This is a genomic window from Rhizobium sp. Leaf371 (assembly GCF_001424045.1).
Classification (GTDB): domain Bacteria; phylum Pseudomonadota; class Alphaproteobacteria; order Rhizobiales; family Rhizobiaceae; genus Ferranicluibacter.
In genome coordinates, this window is the sequence record NZ_LMQB01000004.1 from 1 (window position 1) to 21,391 (window position 21,391).

24 protein-coding genes are annotated in these 21,391 nt (G+C 58.7%); 17 read left to right on the plus strand and 7 right to left on the minus strand.

Annotated features, from left to right (window positions below; genetic code table 11):
- Nucleotides 1-414: 414 nt before the first annotated feature.
- Both ASG39_RS06615 and ASG39_RS06620 read left to right on the plus strand, forming a co-directional pair.
- Nucleotides 415-669, plus strand: a complete 255-nt coding sequence (locus ASG39_RS06615; RefSeq protein ID WP_062594191.1) for a hypothetical protein — start codon at nucleotides 415-417, stop codon at nucleotides 667-669.
- Nucleotides 666-1,085, plus strand: a complete 420-nt coding sequence (locus tag ASG39_RS06620) for a type II toxin-antitoxin system VapC family toxin (protein WP_062594193.1) — start codon at nucleotides 666-668, stop codon at nucleotides 1,083-1,085. The genes ASG39_RS06615 and ASG39_RS06620 overlap by 4 nt, the downstream gene beginning before the upstream one ends.
- A 624-nt stretch (nucleotides 1,086-1,709) precedes the next feature.
- Here the strand turns inward: ASG39_RS06620 and ASG39_RS06625 are convergent.
- Nucleotides 1,710-2,699: a zinc-dependent alcohol dehydrogenase family protein gene (locus ASG39_RS06625; RefSeq protein ID WP_062594196.1), complete on the minus strand. Its 990-nt coding sequence runs from the start codon at nucleotides 2,697-2,699 to the stop codon at nucleotides 1,710-1,712.
- Between the two features lie 332 nt (nucleotides 2,700-3,031).
- On the opposite strand from ASG39_RS06625, the gene ASG39_RS06630 reads away from it, so the two are divergent.
- A complete protein-coding gene (locus tag ASG39_RS06630; protein ID WP_062583229.1) occupies nucleotides 3,032-3,427 on the plus strand; it encodes a tautomerase family protein in 396 nt (131 codons plus the stop codon).
- Here ASG39_RS06630 and ASG39_RS06635 read toward each other — a convergent pair.
- A complete protein-coding gene (locus tag ASG39_RS06635) occupies nucleotides 3,424-4,053 on the minus strand; it encodes a TetR/AcrR family transcriptional regulator (protein ID WP_082477008.1) in 630 nt (209 codons plus the stop codon). The two genes, ASG39_RS06630 and ASG39_RS06635, sit on opposite strands and share 4 nt — an antisense overlap.
- 171 nt (nucleotides 4,054-4,224) lie before the next feature.
- Between ASG39_RS06635 and ASG39_RS06640 the strand changes: the two genes are divergently transcribed.
- Together ASG39_RS06640 and ASG39_RS06645 are read left to right on the plus strand one after the other, a co-directional pair.
- Nucleotides 4,225-5,211, plus strand: a complete 987-nt coding sequence (locus ASG39_RS06640; RefSeq protein ID WP_062594197.1) for a zinc-dependent alcohol dehydrogenase family protein — start codon at nucleotides 4,225-4,227, stop codon at nucleotides 5,209-5,211.
- A gap of 80 nt (nucleotides 5,212-5,291) precedes the next feature.
- Complete coding sequence (locus ASG39_RS06645) at nucleotides 5,292-5,579, plus strand: DUF1330 domain-containing protein (protein WP_062594198.1); 288 nt, start codon at nucleotides 5,292-5,294, stop codon at nucleotides 5,577-5,579.
- Nucleotides 5,580-5,935: 356 nt separating this feature from the next.
- Here ASG39_RS06645 and ASG39_RS06650 read toward each other — a convergent pair whose 3' ends face one another.
- Nucleotides 5,936-6,832, minus strand: a complete 897-nt coding sequence (locus tag ASG39_RS06650) for a LysR family transcriptional regulator (protein ID WP_062594203.1) — start codon at nucleotides 6,830-6,832, stop codon at nucleotides 5,936-5,938.
- A 138-nt stretch (nucleotides 6,833-6,970) separates the two neighbouring features.
- On the opposite strand from ASG39_RS06650, the gene ASG39_RS06655 reads away from it, so the two are divergent.
- Nucleotides 6,971-7,300: a nuclear transport factor 2 family protein gene (locus ASG39_RS06655; protein WP_062594206.1), complete on the plus strand. Its 330-nt coding sequence runs from the start codon at nucleotides 6,971-6,973 to the stop codon at nucleotides 7,298-7,300.
- Entirely contained in the window at nucleotides 7,297-8,076 is a 780-nt protein-coding gene (locus tag ASG39_RS06660) for an SDR family oxidoreductase (RefSeq protein ID WP_062594208.1), read from the plus strand. The genes ASG39_RS06655 and ASG39_RS06660 overlap by 4 nt, the downstream gene beginning before the upstream one ends.
- 399 nt (nucleotides 8,077-8,475) lie before the next feature.
- Here the strand turns inward: ASG39_RS06660 and ASG39_RS06665 are convergent, their stop codons facing one another.
- Entirely contained in the window at nucleotides 8,476-9,225 is a 750-nt protein-coding gene (locus ASG39_RS06665; RefSeq protein WP_062594210.1) for a pirin family protein, read from the minus strand.
- Nucleotides 9,226-9,296: 71 nt separating this feature from the next.
- Complete coding sequence (locus ASG39_RS06670) at nucleotides 9,297-9,872, minus strand: isochorismatase family protein (protein ID WP_062594212.1); 576 nt, start codon at nucleotides 9,870-9,872, stop codon at nucleotides 9,297-9,299.
- Nucleotides 9,873-10,012: 140 nt separating this feature from the next.
- Here ASG39_RS06670 and ASG39_RS06675 point away from each other — a divergent pair, with 140 nt between their 5' ends.
- Complete coding sequence (locus ASG39_RS06675) at nucleotides 10,013-10,903, plus strand: LysR family transcriptional regulator (protein ID WP_062594214.1); 891 nt, start codon at nucleotides 10,013-10,015, stop codon at nucleotides 10,901-10,903.
- Here ASG39_RS06675 and ASG39_RS06680 read toward each other — a convergent pair.
- A complete protein-coding gene (locus ASG39_RS06680; protein WP_062594216.1) occupies nucleotides 10,900-11,229 on the minus strand; it encodes a helix-turn-helix domain-containing protein in 330 nt (109 codons plus the stop codon). The two genes, ASG39_RS06675 and ASG39_RS06680, sit on opposite strands and share 4 nt — an antisense overlap.
- 106 nt (nucleotides 11,230-11,335) lie before the next feature.
- On the opposite strand from ASG39_RS06680, the gene ASG39_RS06685 reads away from it, so the two are divergent.
- Nucleotides 11,336-12,322, plus strand: coding sequence for an NADPH:quinone reductase (locus ASG39_RS06685; RefSeq protein WP_062594218.1), 987 nt, complete (start codon nucleotides 11,336-11,338; stop codon nucleotides 12,320-12,322).
- Between the two features lie 45 nt (nucleotides 12,323-12,367).
- Here ASG39_RS06685 and ASG39_RS06690 read toward each other — a convergent pair whose 3' ends face one another.
- Nucleotides 12,368-13,783, minus strand: a complete 1,416-nt coding sequence (locus ASG39_RS06690; protein WP_062594220.1) for an aldehyde dehydrogenase family protein — start codon at nucleotides 13,781-13,783, stop codon at nucleotides 12,368-12,370.
- A gap of 99 nt (nucleotides 13,784-13,882) precedes the next feature.
- Here ASG39_RS06690 and ASG39_RS06695 point away from each other — a divergent pair, with 99 nt between their 5' ends.
- The 8 genes from ASG39_RS06695 to ASG39_RS06725 all read left to right on the plus strand — a co-directional run bounded on the left by ASG39_RS06695 (nucleotide 13,883) and on the right by ASG39_RS06725 (nucleotide 21,390).
- A complete protein-coding gene (locus tag ASG39_RS06695) occupies nucleotides 13,883-14,803 on the plus strand; it encodes a LysR family transcriptional regulator (protein ID WP_200943862.1) in 921 nt (306 codons plus the stop codon).
- Nucleotides 14,804-15,004: 201 nt separating this feature from the next.
- Nucleotides 15,005-15,616 carry a glutathione S-transferase gene (locus ASG39_RS06700; RefSeq protein WP_062594224.1) on the plus strand — a complete coding sequence of 204 codons (612 nt, stop codon included), beginning with the start codon at nucleotides 15,005-15,007 and terminating at the stop codon, nucleotides 15,614-15,616.
- Between the two features lie 60 nt (nucleotides 15,617-15,676).
- On the plus strand, nucleotides 15,677-17,734 hold the full coding sequence (locus ASG39_RS06705; protein ID WP_062594227.1) for a pyridoxamine 5'-phosphate oxidase family protein: 2,058 nt from the start codon (nucleotides 15,677-15,679) through the stop codon (nucleotides 17,732-17,734).
- Between the two features lie 124 nt (nucleotides 17,735-17,858).
- Complete coding sequence (locus ASG39_RS06710) at nucleotides 17,859-18,407, plus strand: peroxidase-related enzyme (RefSeq protein ID WP_062594229.1); 549 nt, start codon at nucleotides 17,859-17,861, stop codon at nucleotides 18,405-18,407.
- A 70-nt stretch (nucleotides 18,408-18,477) separates the two neighbouring features.
- Nucleotides 18,478-18,942: a DUF1348 family protein gene (locus ASG39_RS06715; RefSeq protein WP_062594231.1), complete on the plus strand. Its 465-nt coding sequence runs from the start codon at nucleotides 18,478-18,480 to the stop codon at nucleotides 18,940-18,942.
- Nucleotides 18,943-18,966: 24 nt separating this feature from the next.
- Nucleotides 18,967-19,272 (plus strand): hypothetical protein, encoded by a 306-nt coding sequence (locus ASG39_RS23065; RefSeq protein ID WP_082477009.1) that lies wholly within the window; start codon nucleotides 18,967-18,969, stop codon nucleotides 19,270-19,272.
- 72 nt (nucleotides 19,273-19,344) lie between these two features.
- Entirely contained in the window at nucleotides 19,345-20,235 is an 891-nt protein-coding gene (locus tag ASG39_RS06720; protein ID WP_062594233.1) for a LysR family transcriptional regulator, read from the plus strand.
- Between the two features lie 183 nt (nucleotides 20,236-20,418).
- A complete protein-coding gene (locus ASG39_RS06725; RefSeq protein ID WP_062594236.1) occupies nucleotides 20,419-21,390 on the plus strand; it encodes an alpha/beta hydrolase in 972 nt (323 codons plus the stop codon).
- The last annotated feature ends 1 nt before the right edge of the window (nucleotide 21,391 follow it).

Below are 21,391 nucleotides of genomic sequence, written 5' to 3' on the forward strand. Positions count from 1 at the left end.
GCATCAGCCGAGGCGTGGATCATGATCGCCCACATTCGTCTCATCACCAGACGCCTCGCAAGGTATCGATATCCATGAGGGCTTTTCGAGTCCGACTCTGAGAGGCCCTAGCAGTCACTGGCTCCACGTCATTTTCATTCGGGCGATAAGACTGTGCTACTTTCGGGCTGGTCATGTCCGGAGACGTAGAATGATTACATGTAAGAAGAACCCGACGTAGGCCGTCGTCTAGGACGACCGGCTTTACCTTGATTCACCAGATGGTTGAGGTTGCTTCAAGAGGGTTGAAGGTTCGAACCATGTCAAGGCGAAGAAGGCCTTACAAGGCTCCACTTTTTCTCCCAGCATGACTTGAAAATGCTATCATTCTCGTTACAGTGATATCGTGGCAAGTATGTTGGTAGGGTTGGATCAATGGCGGCGGTGACCATTAGAAACATCTCCGATGAAACGCATCGCGCGTTACGCGCAAGAGCAGCTCACCACGGCCGTAGTACCGAGGCCGAAATTCGTGACATTCTTGAAGCCGCTGTTCGTCCATCTGGACGCGTGAAACTCGGGTCATTGCTCGCGGCCATTGGCCGCGACGCCGAACTGTCGAACAGTGACGTCGAAGCGCTGCAACAGCAGCGCGACAGGACCCCAGCAGAACCGATGACCTTCGAATGATCTTGCTGGACACTAATGTAATATCTGAGCCTTGGAAGCCGGCTCCTGATACTGCCGTGCTGACTTGGCTGGATGCGCAGGCCATCGAGACGCTATTCATCTCCTCGATTTCAATTGCTGAACTTCGTTTCGGAATTGCCTCAATGCCCTCCGGGAAGCGTCAAACAGTTCTCAACGATCGCCTTGAAGGTGAAGTTCTACCGATCTTTGATGGGCGCATTCTGCCCTTTAACGTAGGTACCTCGCGATTCTACGCGGCGCTGATGGCTGGCGGCCGGTCATCCGGTAAGGCGATCGGGAAGGCTGATGGATACATTGCTGCTACGGCGGCAGAAAACAATCTCGCGGTCGCAACGCGAGATACAAGCCCATTTGAGGCAGCCGGATTGAGATTTATCAATCCGTGGACTGCCTAAGCTTCTAGAACTGCGGGTCGCCGGTTCGAGTCTCATCAAGACCTGAAAACAATCGTAAATCTTTACCGATTTCTGAACATTTGCTTTGCGCACATGGTTTCCGGACGCGCGGTTCCCTGAAAAACTTAGGTGAGGATCGACTGTTTCCGCCGTCCGGAAAACGGTCGTTTACCGGACATACCTTGATGATGAATGTGTACAGCTGCCGCGCTCCGCAAACGATGCCCTGCGAGGCTCCGTCAGGCCTGTTGGGGCAACAATCGAGTCGCTTCCGTCTGTCGCAACAGACTTCTGAAAGTCGACCAGCTCGAGCTTGTCATAGCTGGCAGCTGCTTGCATTGCGCGCATGATCATAGATCCTTCAGTATTGCGACCAGTGCATTGCAGTAATCATCGTCCAAGGCTTGAGCGCCTCAGCTGAAATGTCATGCACACGTCGGTTTAGGGTGTAGAATGGCGGTCGCTGTGACCGAGCCAAATAGGAATACACGCCCGCGACGGCCGCGGACGTGGGGCATGTCTGATCGGTGCTGGCTGTCACGTCGAAATCGCGATCAATCCCCAAAGCGACCTCATGGCCTTGCTTAGTCCTGATCGACGTCGAGTCGGTATGGCGCGAGTGGGTTAGAGCCTGACAACGACCTTGCCGATTTGTTCGTTGGATTCCAAAAAACGATGAGCGTCTTGGATGTCGTCGAAGGCGAAGGTACGTGCGATCAGGGGCCTGAGCGCGCACGACACCAAACCGTCTGTGATGAAAGTCTTGGCGCGTTCGAGGACCGCATCGTCCGACACGACTTCGGTGTAGAGGTAGCCCTTCAGGGTCAGGCTCTTGCTCAGGACTGTAAGGAGCGGGAATGGCGTTGGCTCAGCGCTGAGCACACCATATTCAAGCAAGATGCCACCCCGCGCCATGGCGGCCGTCAAAGGCACGAACGAAGGTCCGCCTACCGGATCGAACACGACCCGAGCGCCGGTGCCATTCGTGATTTCAAGAACCCTACCAACAAGGTCTTCTTCTTCCGTCGCAACGACGTAGTCGGCGCCAGCATCAAGAAGGGCCTGGCGCTTAGCGCTGGTTCGAGTCGTCGCAATGACGGTCGCGCCTACAGTTTTAGCGATCTGGAACGCCGCGACGCCGACACTGCTTGACGCTGCGGAGACGATAACAGCCTCTCCTTGTGAGAGCTTTGCCTGCTCGATCAGGCCGCCCCACGCTGTAACATATGCCATCCAAACCGCTGCGCCTTGCTCGAAAGACAAGTTCTCCGGATGCCTGACGACCAAGCGCGATTGCACATTGACCAGTTCGCCGTAGGTCCCTCCGTTAGAAATGTCCGGTGAGGGTACAACGCTGACCACGTCACCGATGGCGAAACCTTTGACAGATGCACCGACCATCTCGACGACGCCGGAGGCTTCGTAGCCAAGACGGCTTGGAAAGTGTGCATCCTGCAGGTAGGCGTGATTGCGGAACATGATCTCCGCACGGTTGATCCCGATTGCCTTGACCTTGATCTGAACCTCGTCGGCCGCTGGCGCCGGGACGTCCACGTCATCGATCCGGAGTACGCTGGCGTCGCCATATTCGTGAATTCTAACTACTCTGGTCATCAAATATCTCCATGCGTACGGATTTAAGGAGCGATTGCTCCACATATTCGTAAGAGACGTTCCGACTGGTGTCAACACAATATGGAGCAATTGCTCCATATTGTGTTGACGGTGCCGCCGTAGGCGCTTTCCGCGACCGACACCTCACAGAGCTGTGACCGATTGCTACACCTGCCCTATGGATTTCCGGCACAAGGACTCCTGCCGGATTTTTCTGGAGGCTTGGCTCCAATAAATCGTTGACGCGCAGGCAAATCGCGGCCAAAGCAATTTGGAGCAATAACTCCAGTTATGCGTTGCGCCCTGTAAACGCTACGAATGAGGATCATGTCATGCCGTTTTTCAACGTTCACGTCCCCAAGGATCTGTTTTCTCTTGATCAGCGTAAGGCAATTGCAGAATCGCTCGCACACTCTCTTCAGGAGAGCTTTGGACTGCCCCCGGAAGATAAGTTCGTCGTGATCAACGAGCATGCCGAAGGCTACATGTTTCTGCATCCTTCCTACGGAAATGTGGAACGCTCAGCGGGTGCGATCGTCATCTCCGTCCACATTCCGGCGTCGCGTCCAATGTCTCAAAAGCGAGTGCTATTGAAGGAGATCGTTCAGCGACTGCGCGACAATGTCGGCATCAGGCCGGACGATGTGTTCGTGACCCTCATTCCATTGCCTTCGGAGAACTTTTCGTTTGGGCGAGGTTTCAGCGCGGTCGACAAGGGCGACGACTAGGCGCGCACGCCCGGCCAAGCGTCGAGCGCCATGACACCGATCTTTTCAAGCGTCTCGCGATCGGCGCCGTCACGCGCACGGACAGCCAGGCCTCTAAATACTGTTTCGAAAAATTCGGCGATCTGGGCGACGTCAGCCCCTTCAGGCAGGTCGCCGTTTCGGACACCCTCGTCGAGCCGCTCTATCATCAATGTGCGCGACCTCCCTCTGACTTCACGCATAAAGTCTCGAAAGTCTGCGCGGTCCGGGGCGTCGTGCAGCCCGGCCAGCGAGATCATGCAGCCAGCAGGCCCCACTTCTTCAGTGTAGGCTGCCGCCGTAGCCATCATTAGCCGCGCGAACGCATCCTTCGCCGGTCCCCCCCCGGCCAAAGCCTTAGGGAAAAAGCCGCCCGGTCCGGTGAGATATGCACCGACCGCTTCCCGGTAGAGGGCCTCCTTGCTGCCAAAAGCGTTGTAGAAACTCGAGGGGCTGAGGCCCATCACGGCGATCAGTTCGTCGAAGGTCGCTCCCTCGTAGCCCCTGTCCCAAAACACGCGCATCGCCCGGTCGAGCGCCGCTGTCCGGTCGAACAGCCGCGGCCGTCCACGTGCTTTCGACGCCTGGCCCTCGCCCTTGATCATCATTGTTACTCCCTTCCTCGCTGTCAGCATAACTGCTTGGTCTCTCCGTCTGCACCGCACCTAACATAATTGTAGCGATGGCTCCACTTTTATGTTGACTGAAGCCCGATAGCGGTTCATTGAATATTTATGGAGTAGCTACTCCATAAATATTCTTCGATAACGACTGACCGTATGACCAAGGAGACCCTGATGAAAGCTATCCAGATTTCCGCCTTCGGCGAGCCCCGTGACGTGTTGCGCTTCGCCGACTTCCCTGAGCCAGCAGCTCCTGGCCCGAACGAGGTGCTCATTCAGCTCGAGGCGTCCCCGCTTAATCCCCACGACGTTTATGTTATCAGGGGCGGCTTCCCCGTTCTGCCGCCGACGCCCGGACCCGTGGGCAACGAGGGCGTCGGCCGCGTTATCGGTGTAGGAACGGACGTAGACCATCTTGCCATCGGTGACCGTGTGCTTCTTCCTATCTTCACCTGGCTTTGGCGCGAACGGATGACCATTTCTGCCAAGGGCCTATTCGCTCTGCCCGATGCCGACCTACATCAGCTTTCGATGCTGGGGATCAATCCGCCGACGGCGGCATTATTGCTCAGCGAATATGCCAGTCTCGAACCTGGAGAATGGGTGGTCCAGAATGCCGCTAATTCGGGGGTCGGCCGCGCAGTGATCGGTGTGGCCAAAGCTCGCGGCCTGAAGACGCTCAATATCGTCCGTCGCCCCGAGCTTGTCGATGAATTGAAGGAAGCGGGTGCCGATGTGGTTCTGGTCGCCGGCGACAACACCGCGGCTGAAGCCGAACAAGCGGTCAACGGCGGCCGCATCGGCCTGGGAATTGATGCGATCGGCGGGGAGGCGATTGGACTGCTAGCTACCATCGTCTCGCCTCGCGCGGCAGTGGTAGCTTATTCCATTCTCGGTAGCGCGACGATGTCGATCCCGGCCTGGTCGCCAATCTTCAAACAGGTTACCGTCCACGGCTTCTTCCTTGGCAACCCGGACTCGGCCGCAGCAGCACCCGCCGCCGTCAGAGAAGTCCTGCCGCTTGTCGTCAGTGGCGACCTGCATACCCCGATCAGCGGCGTCTATCCGCCGTCGGCTATTGTCGAGGCGGCTATTCATGCCGAACGCGGCGGCAAGGTAATCCTCGACTTCACCGCTGCCTAATCGCGTCGATATCGCCGCCCGGCTAATGACCCTGTAAATGGAGCGGCCTCGCCGCAATCCTCAATCTAAGGCACGAAACCATGACCGCCCTAGTCCTGATCGATCTCACTGTCCATGATCTACCCGCGATGACCAATTACGAGGGAGCAGTGATCGCCTTGGCGGGGCGGTTTGGTGGCAAACCACTCGTTAAGGAGCTTCATCCTGAAATCGTTGAGGGACAATGGTCCCCGACGTGGCTTGTCGTGCTGGAGTTTCCGAACCGTCAAGCCGTTCGTGACTTTTACGACGCGCCGGATTATCAGCCGCTGAAAGCGATGCGACAGACGGCAGCAACCTCCAACGGCCTCATTGTCGTTGGTGAGTAGCAGCTAGCACGATGGCGTAGGGGATCTCGAATAGCACCAGCTTTGGGACTGCTCTCGACATCTTAAGTGGCAGCGGCTCTAAGCTGGATGACGAAGTGGCAGGTGTCGGGATCGTGCTCAATGGCTGAGATGAGGGCGCGAAGCTGCGCGTCCTCGTCCGGCCGACATTGAGCGCTTTGGGCTAAACCCGGGAGCCAACGCATTACTCTCAATCTCCATGATGCGATTATGCGGCTTTAGATCAGAACAGTTTGATGTTCGGATTCCGGTCGTTTTCCGGGCAAAACTTCACAACCACACGGACGTCAAAATTATGTTGGTGCGTAACGACGATGTCGTCGATAATCACCGGACGACTACCGATGGGAAAATTCTCGCGCAGCCTGAATGAACGCACTGAAGGCGGCCGGTGGATTTTTTCTTCCAGGGTAGTACAGTGCGAGCGGTGCCAGGGAAGGGGTCCAGTCCTCGAGAATGCGCACCAATCGACCAGCCGCAATGTCATCGCGCACATCCGCTTCCATGACATATCCAATTCCAACGCCGTTCTGAGCCGCTATCCTCACAAGACTTGGCTCGTCCAGCGTGATCGAGCCTTGTACATCGATCTGCATGGCATTCCCGTCCTTCTCGAACCGCCATCGAAACAAGGCATTATTGGGAAGCCGGGCACGAATGCAGCGGAACCGATAAAGGTCGGCCGGTTCGGTTGGCGTGCCGTGAGTGCGCAAGAAATCCGGCGACGCGACGACGGCATTGCTGCGATCGAGACCGAGTGGCAGAGCGATCATGTCGTTGGGAACGAGATCAACGGTCCTCAGGCCGAGGTCGAACCCTGCCGCGACGATGTCGACGAGTTTACCCTCCGTGACCAAATCAACATGGACTTGTGGGTAACGCCGCATGAACGTCAGGATGAGCGGTTCCATCACCTCTCGGGCTGCCGACGCAAATGCGTTGATGCGCAATGTGCCTGTCGGAGTATCCTGAAGCGATTGAGCCGCAAGCATGGCATCGTGGATGTCGGTCATTGCCGGTCCAATGCGCTCGACAAAGGTCTTTCCCCCATCAGTCAGCGAAACGCTACGTGTTGTCCGGTTGAACAGGCGAATGCCCAAGCGCTCCTCAAGCTTCGCGATGGCGTTGCTCAGTGCGGTCGTAGACATGCCGAGTTCAAGCGCAGCGGCCCGGAAAGAGCCCAGCCGAGCTATGCTCAGAACGGCATCGAGGTCAGTAAGAACAAATCGCGACATTGTCCCTCTTTTTGCAATTCCCCATCCTGCTTTGTCCCAGTTATCATGTCAATCAACTGGGCTTAGATTGACCTTGTCGGCCGCAAGAGGGTCGAAGTTCCAGCCGTTCAAGGCTGGAAACATGATTGGAGGACACAGATGACGATAAAGCTACCCGAGGGCATCAAAGCCTATTTCGATGCTGACCGCGATGGAGGGCCGGAAACTGTCGCGGCCGCGTTTACCGAAAACGGTATCGTGAAGGATAAGGGCAAAACCCACAAGGGTCGCGATGCCATTCGCACGTGGATGGCCGACGAAGGCCAACAATACAACTACACGGTCGAGCCCTTTCTGATCACCAGTGAAAACGGCAAAACCCTGGTGACGGCCCACGCTGTCGGCGACTTCCCCGGAAGCCCCATCGACCTGCGGTTCTTCTTCGTTCTCGCGGGCGACAAGGTCGCCGAACTGGAGATCACGCTATGACGCAATTCCTCACATTGCAGGGCCGTCGCGCCCTGATTACCGGCGGCACTTCGGGCGCCGGCGCTGCAACCGTAGCACTCTTCAAGGAACTTGGCGCCCGTGTGCTGACCACCGCTCGCACCAAGCCGGCAGATTTCTCCGGTGCGGCATTCGTTGAAGCCGACCTGACCACCCCGATGGGGGTTCAAACCGTCGTTGACGCGGTGCAGCGAGAACTTGGCGGCCTCGATATTCTTGTGAACGTGCTCGGCGGTTCTTCGGCACCTTCAGGCGGCTATGCTGTGCTCACGGACGAGGAGTGGGACAAGGAGTTTAACCTTAACTTCTTCCCGGCGGTCCGGCTCGATCGTGCTCTGATCCCTGGCATGGTCGCTCAGGGAAGCGGTGTCGTCATCCACGTCACCTCGATCCAGAGAAACCTGCCGCTCCCGGAAGCGACGACCGGTTACGCCTCGGCCAAAGCGGCGCTCAACACCTACAGCAAAAGCATCTCCAAGGAAGTTTCTTCTAAGGGCGTAAGAGTGGTTCGCGTCTCTCCAGGCTGGATCGCAAGCCCAGGATCCAATGGCCTGGCCCAGCGCATAGCCGATCAAGCCGGTATCAGCTACGACGACGCGGTGCAGGTGATCATGAACTCGCTCGGCGGCATACCGCTGGGACGGCCAGCCGCGCCGGAAGAGGTCGCGGACCTGATCGCATTCCTTGCATCAGATCGAGCATCGTCTATCACCGGCACAGAGCACGTCATCGACGGCGGGACTGTTCCCACTGCTTGAGCATTGAGGCCATTTATCGCCAATGCAGATCAGGCGGGTGCGTCCCACCCGCCGATTTGGGAGTAGATCTCGTCCCGCAGACGCGGTTCACCACGGGCAACACAATGGCGCCCTGTGTAGTCATCGGTGATTGGTTGACCGATCTGATCGGAATCTCACATCGACTTAGCGCTTTTATTCTGTATGGCGCTGCGTTACCGAACTCGACGATCATGGAATACCGTGTCGTTAAGTGCGTCCGGCGCTCGGTTTGTATATCCATGGTAAAGGACATTCATGAATAATCAGCGAGATGGAAGATTAGCAGTCTGCGGGTCGCGGGTTCGTATCTGTTCAAGGCGAGGAGTAACAGAACGATCGTCTCTCCAGGCCGCCATCCACGACTGCTGCATGTCCCGTTCAACCGACGCGTTTTTGGTTCCCACTGAACATGCCGCCATGAAATACCTCGGCTTTAGGGTCGAACGCGAACAGGACGACATCTGAACCCGCTCTGGCAGTGAGCTGATGATCCAACGAGCGCGTAAACGCGCTTTCGCCAGTTGTGATCGTGACATCGCCGAAATCTATCGCCCCGTCGAAGACATAGAGCAAAAAAGCCGTCCGGGGATCGGCCGCGGCGGGCAGGCTCAGCTGGGTGCCCTTCGAAACGCGCGCATCAAACACCTGGATGTCAGACCGCACGGTCAGCGGCGCCTGCTTTGGCCCGGCAATCAATCGCCACTCGTTTTCACTGCTCGCATCAATGAAATCATGAAACTGCACCATCGGCTCAAGATCGCGAGCGTTCGGCCGCAGGAAGATCTGCAGCGCTCGAACCGGACTGTTGCCAAGCATCAGCTCTTCGTGCTGGAAGGTGTGGCCGGCATTCATCATCATGAAGTGCGTCTTGTCGAGTGTCTTCCCGTTTCCGACCGTATCGCGGTGAAGCATCTCGCCGCCGCGTATATAGGTCAGGATCTCGTCGTCCTTGTGGGGGTGCATGCCGATGAGGTGACCGGGTTGCACTTGGGCGCGATCGATCCTGCCGATGGGACCGATCCCGCTATCATCGGCCGTTAGGGAGAGGCCCGGATACAGGATTTCGACGCCGAAACCTTGGACGAAGTTACCGCGCATGCGGCCGGCGGGGATTTTGGTGATCGTCATTGGAGTTTTTCCTTCCGTTTCGGGCGCGGACGATTGTCGCCCGCGCCGATGAACACAATATCGTTCCGACATCAGTGATAGTTCAGGATGCCGACAAGCTTCTGACCAAGCGGGCTCGTCCAGTCGACGGCAAGTTCGGAGATGATCTGATCGACGGTGGTGATGATGGCTCCGGCCTTTTCCATGCGACGGAGAGCAAGGTCGTCGCCGTACTTGGTGTAGGAGGCGGAAGCATCAGCCGAGACCTGAACCTCGTAGCCTTCGTCGAGCATCTGCAGGACCGGGAAGGTGACGCAGATTTCCGTTGTCACGCCGGCGACGAACAGCTTCTTGCGGCCGGTCGCCTTGACCGCCTGGTTGAAGCCGTCGTGGTGCATTGCGTTGACGATGCCGGGGCGCTTGATACGGGCGTCAAAGGCTTCGGGCAGGATTTCCTTGAGTTCCGGAAGCAGCGGTCCCTGGATCTGGTCTTCCATGCTGGATGTTAGGATGGTCGGGATGTTGGCGGCCTTAGCGATGCGGGCGAGCTTCAGCGCGTTCTGCTTGACCAGGTTGATATCGTGCGAGTGGGTCCAGGCCATCGTGCCGATCTGATGGTCGATCAGCAGCATGGCGGAATTTTCGGGGGTGAATACTTGGCTGTGCATTGTCGTGTTCCTTTTCCTTGTCGGCGGCGGGTTGATGAAGTTCGTTTCGATCCGCTCGATGACTGGAATTTAGCGTTGCGATTGTTGGCACGGTAGCTCTATGCTTTGCCACTCTGTAGAACGTAAAATGGAACGCAAGAATGATCAGCTTCGAGGACATGCAAACCTTCGTTGAGGTTGCAGACGGCGGTGGGATCACGGTCGCTGCGCGGCGTCTCGGACTGCCAAAGTCGATCGTTAGCCGGCGGCTCGTCCGACTCGAAAGCGAGCTCAACGTTCAGCTTCTAGCACGCACGACTAGAGGTGCATCCCTCACCGAAGCTGGTGTCTCCTTCCGCGAACACGCCGCCCGTATGTGCCTGGAGATGGACGTCGCCCGTGAAGAGATACTGCCGACCGGAGAGCTGCGTGGCCGATTGCGCGTAGCGGTTCCTTCATCCTTCGGTCCCGGACACTTCGCGCCGGCGCTGGCCAAGCTTGCCCGCCTCCACCCGCTTCTGCAGCTTCACGCGCACTACAGCGACCGGTACGTTGATCTGGTGGCGGAAGGGTTCGATTGCGGGATACGGGTCGGCTACCTGCAGGACTCGAACCTGACGGCGCGTAAGATCGGCGCATTTGCGGCGGGGTTGTTCGCTAATCCCGACTACCTGCGTGCCCACGGCGTGCCGAAGAAGCCCTCGGACCTGCTTGAACACCAGGCCATCCTTCAAGGGACCGAAAGCTGGAAGGTATCGGATGGTAGCCGGACGGTCGTCGTGAACGGGCAGGGAAGGTTCAAGGCGGATAGCGCCGTGGGTATCGCCGAAGGGACAGCAGCCGGGCTCGGGGTTGCTGCGTTGCCAGTGGTAATCGCGCAAAGCTACGTGACTGCGGGCACGTTGGTGCCGATCATGGCGGAATACAGCCTGCCGGAGATCGGCGTATACATCGTGCGACCGCCGGGATCACACGTCTCGCGTAAGGTCAGAGTGCTGATCGATTTCTTTGTAGAGCGCTTCTCGGCGAGCGCCAGACGAGACGCGACCTAGCGCTGCGCCTCGCTCCTCCGCTCCTCAAACGCGACACCCCAGTCTCGCATGGCGATCAACACAGGCGCGAGTGTCTGGCCGAACGGTGTGAGCGAATACTCCACGCGCGGCGGGACTTCAGCGAAAACTTCGCGGTCGACAATTCCGTCAGCTTCAAGCTCCCGGAGCTGCATCGTCAACGATCGCTGGCTTGGATCGCCGACTAGGCGGCGCAGCTCGCCAAACCGGCGTGGCCCGTCCAGCAGCCGGTAAATGATCATGGGCTTCCACTTGCCGCCGGTGACATCGACGGTGGTCTCGACGGGACACTTCTGGCCAAGGCTCATCCTGGTCTCCAATGGTGTACTTTGTATCCCTATAGGCAGAACTGTTGCCTACTTGCAAGATCGCCTGTGCCCAGCCTAGTTGGAGCGAGTTGACTTGAGGTGTGTCATGCGCGCTGCGTTTTACAAGAAACAAGGAGCTGCGAGAGAGGTACTTGTTGTCGCCGACTTGCCCGATCTACAGCCCCGCGCCGGCGAGGTCAGGGTGAGGGTAGCTGCCTCGGGTATCAATCCTTCCGACATCAAGACGAGAATCGGCTTCGGCGGCAAGGCCATGCCATTCGGACGGATCGTGCCACATCAGGACGGCGCGGGCGTGATCGACGCCGTCGGCCCCGGAGTTGCTTATACGCGGATCGGCGAGAGGGTCTGGATCTACATGGCGCAATGGGGCCGTGCGTTTGGGACTGCGGCAGAATACGTCGTCGTGCCGTCGGCGCAGGCCGTCAGGCTGGCCGACAACGTGTCCCTTGAGATCGGAGCATCGCTCGGCGTTCCCGCGATGACGGCGCATCGCGGCCTGTTTGCCGACGGTGACCTCCGCGGCAAACGCGTTCTGGTGCAGGGTGGCGCCGGCGCGGTCGGCAACGCGGCGATCCTGCTTGCGAAATGGGCGGGGGCGTGGGTGGCGGCGACGGTGAGCCGCGAGGTGCAGGCAGAGGTGGCGCGAGCGGCTGGGGCCGATCTTGTGCTCAACCGGCACGAGGAGGACGTCCCGCATGCCATACGATCGGCGACGGGCGGCCACGGCGTCGATCGTATCGTGGATGTCGATATCTCCGCCAATATCGAAGTGGCAATCTTGTGTCTCGCCCGCGACGGCATCGTCTCGGCCTATTCGACGGAAACACCGGAGGCTAAGCTTACAATACCGTTTTTCCCGGCACTGCTGGGAGGCTTCTCTTTCCGTTTCGTCTACGTGTACACCATGCCGGAGGCTGCGATGCGTCGGGCAACCGAGGAGATTTCGGCCTGCGCCGCGTCGGGGGCATACGTTCCGCAGATCGCGAAAACATATGCCCTTGATGCAGTGGCCGATGCACACGAGTTCCAGGAGAGCGGCAAGGCTGTCGGCAAGATTCTGGTCCGCTTGTGAAGCGCGTGACGCGCGAAATTCACGCTCCCCGCGTCACGCCTATGATCACGCGATGATAGCCTTTGGTTCCATAAACGCGTCGAGGCCGAACACGCCGTATTCACGACCGATTCCTGACTGCTTGAAGCCGCCAAAGGGCGCGAGGGGCTCGTGGGGCGCCCCGTTTATGACAACGCGACCGCTGTCCAGTCGATCCGCAAGCCGCTGCATGCGCGCGGCGTCGGTGCCATGCAGATAGGCCTGGAGGCCGTATGGGGTGTCGTTTGCGATGGACAAGGCTTCGTCCTCGTCGCCATAGGCGATGACCGACAGGACCGGACCGAAGATCTCCTCGCGCGCGATCCTCATCTGGTTGTCCACGCCGAAAAAGATCGTCGGCTTCGTAAACCAGCCGCGATCCAGACCAGCGGGGCGGCCTGGTCCACCCGTCAGAAGACGAGCGCCTTCCTGCGTTCCCAGCTCGATGTAGGACTGGACTCGGTCGTACTGCTTGCGGCTCACCATTGGTCCGATCATCGCGTCCGGATCGCTAGGCGCTCCCACCTTGAATGTTTCGATCTCCTTCTTCAGCCTGACCAGGACGTCGTCGAGCCGATGGTTCGGAACCAGAATGCGGGTACCGGCAATGCAGGCCTGGCCACTATTGATGAAGCCCATCCGCAAGACGCCGGCAATGACAACATCTAGATCGGCGTCATCGAGAATGATGTTCGGACCCTTGCCGCCAAGCTCCAGCGTAACACGTTTGAAGGTATCCGCCGCGTTGCGCAGGATTTCCCGGCCGACTGCGGTTGAGCCCGTGAAGGTCACTTTTGCGATATCGGGATGCCGGCTGAGTTCCGCGCCGACGACATTGCCATAGCCATTGATGATGTTGAACACGCCCTTTGGCAGGCCGGCGTCATGTAGGCACTCGGTCAGGATCTGCGTCTGGATCGCGCTCATCTCGCTTGGCTTTATGACGATGGTCGAACCAGCGGCGATGGCGGTTGCGAGCTTCGAGGTGATGAAGCCGATATTGCTGTTCCAGGGGGTGATTGCCGCGGCGACACCAGACGGCTGCATGACGACGCGGGCCTGGCCCATTTGGCGCTCAAATTCGTAGTCCTCCAGAACGGACGCCATGGTAAGAAAGCTCGAAGCAGCGTGGGGGATGGCGAACCGTGTGAAGGTCTGCGGAGCGCCGTATTCGAGCGCCATCGCTTCGGTAAGATCTGAGACGCGCGCGGCGACTGCGGCGTTCAATCGCTGAAGCATGTCGATGCGCTCGGCCTTCGACGTGCGTGAGAATGCTGGGAAGGCGCGTTTTGCCGCGGCGATGGCTTCTTGTGCGTCTTCTACGCCGGCAAGCCGGACCGTGCCGATCTTCTCTTCCGTGGACGGATTATGGAGATCGGCCATCTCGGCGCCCTTCGGCGTAACGAACTGACCCTCGATATAGATCTTGTCGATGTTGCGCATTTGAAACTCCTTTTCGACTGTCAGGCTTATCTGGCATTTCTTTATTGTCCTGATAAGGTCGCGAAAAGCGCTCAACCTGATAAAGGATTACGGACAATGATGCGTGGCTCGATCGCCGAACTCGAGGCAGTCCTTGCGGTGTCTTCCAGAGGCGGGTTTCGGGCCGCGGCCCGCGAGCTTGGGGTCTCGTCGTCGTCGCTCAGCCAGCAGATCGCCGCGCTGGAGGCACGCATGGGAGTCAGATTGTTCAATCGCTCCACGCGAAGTGTCGTCCTTTCTGCCGCGGGCGAACAGTTCGTGGCGAGCGTCGGTCCGGCGCTGGAGGCCATTCGCAACGCCGTCGAGCATGTCGACGAGCATCGCGCCGAGGCCACCGGTACCCTGCGCATCAACACGTCGGTGGGTGCGACCCGGATGATCCTGACGCCGCTGATCCTTGAATACATGCGTAGAAACCCGCAGATGGCGGTGGAGATTGTCACGGAAGGCGCGCTGGTCGATGTCAATGCCAAGGGTTTTGACGGGGGGATCAGGATTCGGGAAGCGGTTCCCCCCGACATGGTCATCGTTCCGATCGGCGACAGCGTCCGTCCGGCCATCGTCGGTTCGGTCGAATATTTCCGCCAGCATGGAAAGCCGCAGGTCCCGGCAGATCTTCAGAACCACGAGTGCATCCGTGCTCGTATGGCGAGCGGAACACTCTATCGCTGGGAGTTCGAAAAGCGAGGAGAGAGCTTCACGCTCGACGTTCCTGGCAAGCTCACGCTCGACGACAGCGACCTGATGCTCCGGGCGGCCCGGGACGGAGCCGGACTTTCCTATCTGAATGAATGGCAGGTATCAGAGGACGTCGCGGCTGGAAGGCTGGAGCAGGTTCTTGCCGACTGGACCCCGCCCTATCCGGGGCTCTGCCTTTATTATCCCGGACGACGAAATATCCCCGCCAAATTGCGGCGGTTCGTCGACCTCATCAGGGAGGTTCGACACGGCAGCCCCGTTGAGAGCCCGTCTCAGGACTGAGGAATCTCTCGCCAACTCTGCGGTAACCAGTAGGTTTTAGCAGCCCATCCATCGATCCCACCACGCGGATCGGTTCCAAGCACTGTTGCACACAGCGTAACGGTGCACTGTCAAAGATGAGTATTCAGCACGCTGATCGCCCGTTGCATCCTTTGCGCATCGGATCGGGAACGGACCCGACCTTCAATCAGGAGCGATCACATGAAACTTTATCACCATCCGCTGTCAGGCCACGCACACCGTGCCCGGCTCTTCCTTTCGCTGATCGGGCTTCCGCACGAGCTGGTCGAGGTCGATCTGAAGGCTGGCGCTCATAAGCAGCCAGATTTCCTCAAAATGAACCCGTTCGGGCAAGTCCCGGTGCTGGCGGATGGCGATGTCTTCATTTCCGATTCCAACGCGATCCTGGTTTACCTCGCCAAGAAGGCTGGTCAGACGGAATGGCTGCCGGAAGACGCAAAAGGCGCGGCTGAGGTCCAGCGCTGGCTTTCGGTTGCGGCAGGCGAGATCGCTTACGGACCGGCCGCTGCCCGTCTGGTGACGGTCTTCGGCGCCAAGTTCAATCCGGAAGAGGTCATTGGACGCGCGCATACCATTCTCGGCCGGATCGAGAGCCAGCTGCAAGGGCGGGAATGGCTGGTGGGCAACCGCCCGACGATCGCCGATGTCGCGATCTACAGCTACGTCGCGCGCGCGCCGGAAGGCAATGTCGATCTGAGCGCCTATCCATCCGTGAATGCTCTGCTACGCCGGGTCGAACAACTTCCAGGCTTCGTCGACTTCGTCAAGACGCCGGTCGGCCTTGCCGCCTGAGCTCAGATAGGGCGTGCGATACGTCGCGCGCCCTTGGCCTCTTTCCCCTGGAGAACGCAGATGTCCGTGACCCTCACAAAACTGCCGACGTGGCATGAAGGCGAGACCCTTATCCAGGAGAAGCTTGGCGTAAAGGAGCGCATGGCCTCAGTCGGCCAGCGTGTAATTCGCGATTACATGCCGGACCAGCATCGCGACTTTTATGCGCAACTGCCGTTCATCGTCCTTGGAAGCGTCGACCAAGCCGGTGATACCTGGGCGACGTTTATCGAAGGCCATCCGGGCTTCATGTCGTCGCCTTCGCCTGTTGTGCTGGACATCGCCGCAGCCCGCGATCCGAGCGATCCGGCAACTGAAGGGTTGGCGGACGGCTTGCCGATTGGTCTTCTCGGTATCGAGATGCATACCCGTCGCCGCAACCGTATGAACGGTTTTGTCTCGACGATAGAGGGCGGTTTTCGCGTCGATGTCGACCAGAGTTTTGGAAACTGCCCGCGTTACATTCAGCTGCGAGACTTCGCGTTCGAGCGTCAGCCGGGAAGACCGTTCCAGGGTAAGGTGGAAGAACTGTCTGTGCTCGATGATCAGGCACGCACGATCATTCAGGAAGCCGATGCGTTTTTTGTTGCGTCTTACGTCGATCGCGAGGACCGGCGCCAGGTCGACGTATCCCATCGCGGTGGAAACGCCGGATTCGTCCGCATCGGCGACGACGGCGTCCTGACGATCCCTGACTTCGATGGGAACCTCTTCTTCGCAACGCTCGGCAACATCCTCTTAAACGGAAAAGCTGGGCTTATGTTCGTGGACTTCAACACAGGTGACATACTGCAGATGACGGGCAAAGCCGAACTCATTTTCGACTCTCCTGAGATCGCCGCTTTCCAGGGCGCGGAGCGCTTCTGGACATTCAGGCCGACACGTATCGCACGTCGCCGTAATGCACTGGCATTGAGATGGGCTTTCCAGAAAGACGGCTGGTCGCCAAGCTCCCTGATGACAGGGAGCTGGAGCCAAGCCGCCGACCGTCTCCGCGCGACAAAGCTTGCCACAAGCTGGAGGCCAATGACCGTCACCGCGATCGTTGATGAGAGCGCGACGATTAAGTCTTTCCATCTGCAGCCCGGCGATGGCGCAGGGCTGCTCCCCCATAGGGCCGGTCAACATTTGCCCATACGCATAAAGCTGCCCGTCGAAGAAAAGTCGATCATTCGCACCTACACGCTTTCTGTCGCGCCCTCCGATGGGATCTACCGCATCAGCGTCAAGCGCGATGGTCAGGTTTCTCAGTTTCTCCATGATCGTATTGCCGTCGGCGATGTCATCGAGGCGCGCGCGCCAGCCGGCGACTTCAGCATTGACGCCCGCGCGACACGTCCAGCGGTTCTTCTTGCAGCAGGTGTCGGCATCACGCCGCTGCTCGCGATGCTCCGTCATGTCGTTTACGAAGGGCTCCGCAAGCAGCGTCTCCGTCCGGTCACCTTGTTCTACGCGGCTCGCTCCAAGGGCGATCGACCGTTCGACAAGGAGATCGCCGACCTTATCGGTGCGACAAAGGGCGCCGTGCGCATGGTCAAGGTTCTCAGCGACACCACGGATGCTGAAGAGGGCAGCGACTACGACGCGGCCGGGCGGATCGATATGGCGATGCTAACGCGGTTTCTCCCTTTCAACGACTATGATTTCTATCTCTGCGGACCTGCCCAGTTCACGCAAGGCCTCTATGACGGGCTGCGGTCCTTCAACATCGCTGACGATCGCATCCAAGCTGAAGCCTTCGGTCCGTCCTCGCTGATCCGCACCGGGCAACCCACACCAGCAGCCGTGTCTTTCACCACGCAGCCGTCCGAAAAACCCGTGCCGGTCGTGTTCACGAGTTCCCTGAAAGAAGCACGGTGGACACCTGGCTCCGGCACTCTCCTGGAACTCGCCGAAGCACGTGGCCTCGAGCCCGAATTCAGTTGCCGCGAGGGCAATTGCGGGACGTGCCGGACGAAGCTCGTCAAGGGTGCCGTTGCTTATGTCAAGCAGCCCACCGTGAAGATCGACGCCGACGAAGTGCTGCTCTGCTGCGCCGTTCCAGCCGAACAGGAAGGCGGCCTGCAGCTTGCTGTGTAAGGGGCGATTGCTGCGTCCAGCGGAACAGTCCCTTGTTTGCTTTCGATCTTCAGCAAGTTGCCCCACCGGATCATATTCAATCTCAAGAGAGCAACGTCTCTCTCAACCGAAAAAGGAGATTACAATGTCACGCATTCCGACGCCTGCAACTATCAACGATGCGCCTGAAGCTTCACGCCCCATCCTCGAGACCATCCAGAAGCAGATCGGATCCGTTCCGAACATCTTCCGCTTGGTGTCCAACAGCCCCGCCGCATTGACGGGCCTGACCTCGCTCCAGGGCGCACTCGGCAAAGGCAAGCTGCCGCCGGCCACTCGCGAGCGCATCGCGCTCGCCATGGCTGAAGCCAACGGCTGTGATTACTGCCTCTCGGCCCACATCTTTACTGGCACCAAGTTCGCCAAGCTCGACGAGAGCGAAATCGCCGCCAACCGCAACGGCACGTCGAACGACCCCAAGGCGGCTGCTGCCGTCGAATTTACCCGGGCACTGACGGTGGCCCGTGGTTCCGTCGCGCCAGCGGAAATCGCCAAGGTCCGTGATGCCGGCTACAGCGATGCCGAGATCGTCGAGATCATCGCCCATGTCGCCCTCAATACCTTCACGAACTACGTGAATGAGGCCCTCGACACCGAGATTGACTTCCCCCGCATTGATCGTGCGGCTGCCTGATGCCTCGCCTGGAGGCGGTGCAAGACGTACCGCCTCCTGCCCCCACCAGTAACCTCCGAGGAACTTTCCCATGTCTCGTCCCCCGCTTCCCCCGTTCACCAGAGAGAGTGCCATCGAAAAGGTCCGCCTTGCCGAAGATGGCTGGAATAGTCGCGATCCCGCCAAGGTGGCCCTTGCCTACACGCTCGATACGCGCTGGCGCAACCGCGCCGAGTTCGCAAAGAACCGCGCTGAGGCGGAAGCCTTCCTGACCCGCAAGTGGAACAAGGAACTCGACTATCGCCTCATCAAGGAACTCTGGGCCTTCACCGGCAATCGTATCGCCGTCCGGTACGCCTATGAATATCGTGACGACAGCGGCCGGTGGTTCCGCGCCTACGGCAACGAGAACTGGGAATTCGCCGAGGACGGTCTGATGCGGGAACGCCAGGCCAGCATCAACGAACTCCCGATTGCCGAAGCGGACCGGAAGTTTCGTTGGCCGCTGGGCCGTCGGCCCGACGACCATCCCGGCCTCAGCGACTTCGGCTTTTAAGGCCTTAACCCGAGGAGATGAACAATGGCCGGCTCGTCAATTGATCCACGGGCAAGATTTTCAATAGAACTGGCCCTCACAGGAACGAACGCGAGCAAGCCTCTACTCGCAAAACAGGAAGAAGCCGGTCGTGCCCTCGGGATGACCGGCGCCGAGATGGATGTGGCAAGGCGGGGTTCAAGCTTCGAATTCAATACATCGATAGCTGTGTCCCTTGCTCTGGATGCCTGTCGCGAAACGCGCCAGCGCGCACGAGACGCCGGCTTTTCCGAGAAAACCTGCGAGGAAATAGAACGCCTCGCACTTTCTCTTCGTGCGCAGGCCGCCTGAACATGAGTTGCTTCTTGAGGCTTCGGTTTCGAGCACTTAAGATGCTGGAAACAAAGGTGATTGGGGACGCGGATGGACCGGTGGCAAGCAATGAGGATCTTTGTAAAGGTCGCTGAAACCGAGAGCTTCGCAGACACCGCTCGCCAGATGTTCATGAGCGCCCCGGCCGTCACGAGAGCGGTTGCTTCGCTCGAAGACCTGATTGGCGCGCGACTCCTTGTGCGAACAACCCGCTCGGTTAAGATGACCGAAGCGGGCGTTCGCTATTTCGAAGACTGCCGCCGGATTTTGGCCGATATCGCTGAAGCGGAGGCGGCCGCCGGCGGCTCCTATGCTACGCCGACGGGAACTCTGTCGATAACCGCGTCAGCGCTGTTCGGCCAAATGTACGTCCTCCCGATCGTGACGAGCTATCTCGACACATACGCGACCATGAAAGCCAAGACCCTCTTCATCGATCGACCGGTAAACATCGTGGAGGAAGGGATCGATGTCGCTGTGCGTATTGGCCATCTCCCGGATTCAAATCTCTCTGCTGTGAAAGTCGGTACGGTCCGTCGCGTGATGTGCGGTTCGGCAAAGTATTTCGAGCGCTACGGCGTTCCGAAATCACCAGACGATCTCAAAGACCACCGCATCGCTGCATCGACAGCGGCATGGGCCTCACCTGAGTGGAAATTCGGCAACGATCTGCGCGTATCCGTGGATGCGGCCCTGCAATGCAACACCAACGAAGCAGCGATACAGTCCGCTCGTGAGGGATGGGGCCTGACCAGGGTTCTCAATTACCAGATCGGCCCAGCCCTCATCGCTGGCGACTTGCAGATCGTTCTCAGCGAGTTCGAGGAACCCGCTTTACCAATTCATATACTCCATCCTGAAGGACGGCATGCCCCAGCAAAGGTCCGTGCCTTCGTCGATATGGCTGCATCCAGACTGCGCGAGAACCGGCTTTTGAATTGATGTTTGGCTTTCCAGGGTGAAATAGTCGGCGATCAGTTTGTTTTTGGCATGCTCATTCTGTCGCATTCATATCATCTGATGAAATAATCCCTTGTCGAGTACGAGCATTCTCCCTCCAGGCGGAAAGAGCGATAGTGGTTCCAGGCAACAAGCTGCCCGCAATCACTACTGAGGAGAACCACAATGTCTCGGACTCTCGCCGCACTGCTTCTCGCATCCGCCAGCATCTTTGCTTCCGCTTCAGCCACGATAGCCTTCGCCGAAACAGCTGCGATCACGCAGCAAACGCCTGCAACGACCCATTATCGCTCCATGAAGATAGACGGCGTCAACGTTTTCTATCGCGAAGCCGGCCCGGTCGATGGCCCCGTCGTCGTGCTGCTCCACGGCTTTCCAACATCGTCGCACATGTTTCGCAACTTGATCCCGCTACTCGCAGACCGCTACCGCGTCATCGCTCCCGACTATCCGGGCTTCGGCCAGAGCGATGCGCCCGAGCACACAAAATTCGAATATTCCTTCGGCCACTATGCCGATGTCGTCGATATACTGCTGAGCAAGCTCGGCGCTGCCAAATATTCGATGTATGTCATGGATTATGGCGCACCTGTCGGCTACCGGCTGGCGCTCAAGCACCCGGACCGCGTCACCGGCCTGATCGTCCAGAATGGCAACGCCTATGACGAAGGCATCCGCGATTTCTGGAATCCGATCCGCGCCTACTGGACGTCGGGCGCGAAGGAGGACAGGGAAGCGCTCTCCGTTCTCGTCGCGCCGGAGACCACTAAGTTCCAGTATACCGATGGCGTCAATGACCTGTCCCGCATCAGCCCCGATAACTGGGTTCATGATCAGGCTTTGCTCGATCGGCCTGGCAACAAGGATATCCAGCTCGACCTGTTCTACGACTACCGTACCAACCTGTCTCTTTACCCGCAGATCCAGGCCTTCTTCCGCGACCGCAAGCCGCCGACGCTGGTCGTCTGGGGCAAAAACGACCAGATCTTCCCGGAAGAAGGCGCACATCCCTATCTGCGCGATCTTCCCGAGGCAGAATTCCATCTCATCGACACGGGACATTTTGCACTCGAAGACAAGCTGGATGAGATGGCGCCGCTCATTCGAAGCTTCCTTGATCGCAAGATCACGAAGTGAA

Bases quoted from the DNA above. Each gene is read 5' to 3' on its own strand.
- ASG39_RS06645 (WP_062594198.1), top strand. From the start codon at position 5,292: ATGACCGCCCTAGTCCTGATCGATCTCACTGTCCATGATCTACCCGCG.
- ASG39_RS06650 (WP_062594203.1), bottom strand. From the start codon at position 6,832: ATGTCGCGATTTGTTCTTACTGACCTCGATGCCGTTCTGAGCATAGCT.
- ASG39_RS06665 (WP_062594210.1), bottom strand. From the start codon at position 9,225: ATGACGATCACCAAAATCCCCGCCGGCCGCATGCGCGGTAACTTCGTC.
- ASG39_RS06690 (WP_062594220.1), bottom strand. From the start codon at position 13,783: ATGCGCAACATCGACAAGATCTATATCGAGGGTCAGTTCGTTACGCCG.
- ASG39_RS06635 (WP_082477008.1), bottom strand. From the start codon at position 4,053: ATGATGATCAAGGGCGAGGGCCAGGCGTCGAAAGCACGTGGACGGCCG.
- ASG39_RS06675 (WP_062594214.1), top strand. From the start codon at position 10,013: ATGATCAGCTTCGAGGACATGCAAACCTTCGTTGAGGTTGCAGACGGC.
- ASG39_RS06660 (WP_062594208.1), top strand. From the start codon at position 7,297: ATGACGCAATTCCTCACATTGCAGGGCCGTCGCGCCCTGATTACCGGC.
- ASG39_RS06670 (WP_062594212.1), bottom strand. From the start codon at position 9,872: ATGCACAGCCAAGTATTCACCCCCGAAAATTCCGCCATGCTGCTGATC.
- ASG39_RS06615 (WP_062594191.1), top strand. From the start codon at position 415: ATGGCGGCGGTGACCATTAGAAACATCTCCGATGAAACGCATCGCGCG.
- ASG39_RS06720 (WP_062594233.1), top strand. From the start codon at position 19,345: ATGGACCGGTGGCAAGCAATGAGGATCTTTGTAAAGGTCGCTGAAACC.
- ASG39_RS06695 (WP_200943862.1), top strand. From the start codon at position 13,883: ATGCGTGGCTCGATCGCCGAACTCGAGGCAGTCCTTGCGGTGTCTTCC.
- ASG39_RS06625 (WP_062594196.1), bottom strand. From the start codon at position 2,699: ATGACCAGAGTAGTTAGAATTCACGAATATGGCGACGCCAGCGTACTC.
- ASG39_RS06710 (WP_062594229.1), top strand. From the start codon at position 17,859: ATGTCACGCATTCCGACGCCTGCAACTATCAACGATGCGCCTGAAGCT.
- ASG39_RS06685 (WP_062594218.1), top strand. From the start codon at position 11,336: ATGCGCGCTGCGTTTTACAAGAAACAAGGAGCTGCGAGAGAGGTACTT.
- ASG39_RS06705 (WP_062594227.1), top strand. From the start codon at position 15,677: ATGTCCGTGACCCTCACAAAACTGCCGACGTGGCATGAAGGCGAGACC.
- ASG39_RS06700 (WP_062594224.1), top strand. From the start codon at position 15,005: ATGAAACTTTATCACCATCCGCTGTCAGGCCACGCACACCGTGCCCGG.
- ASG39_RS06620 (WP_062594193.1), top strand. From the start codon at position 666: ATGATCTTGCTGGACACTAATGTAATATCTGAGCCTTGGAAGCCGGCT.
- ASG39_RS06655 (WP_062594206.1), top strand. From the start codon at position 6,971: ATGACGATAAAGCTACCCGAGGGCATCAAAGCCTATTTCGATGCTGAC.
- ASG39_RS23065 (WP_082477009.1), top strand. From the start codon at position 18,967: ATGGCCGGCTCGTCAATTGATCCACGGGCAAGATTTTCAATAGAACTG.
- ASG39_RS06725 (WP_062594236.1), top strand. From the start codon at position 20,419: ATGTCTCGGACTCTCGCCGCACTGCTTCTCGCATCCGCCAGCATCTTT.
- ASG39_RS06640 (WP_062594197.1), top strand. From the start codon at position 4,225: ATGACCAAGGAGACCCTGATGAAAGCTATCCAGATTTCCGCCTTCGGC.
- ASG39_RS06630 (WP_062583229.1), top strand. From the start codon at position 3,032: ATGCCGTTTTTCAACGTTCACGTCCCCAAGGATCTGTTTTCTCTTGAT.
- ASG39_RS06715 (WP_062594231.1), top strand. From the start codon at position 18,478: ATGTCTCGTCCCCCGCTTCCCCCGTTCACCAGAGAGAGTGCCATCGAA.
- ASG39_RS06680 (WP_062594216.1), bottom strand. From the start codon at position 11,229: ATGAGCCTTGGCCAGAAGTGTCCCGTCGAGACCACCGTCGATGTCACC.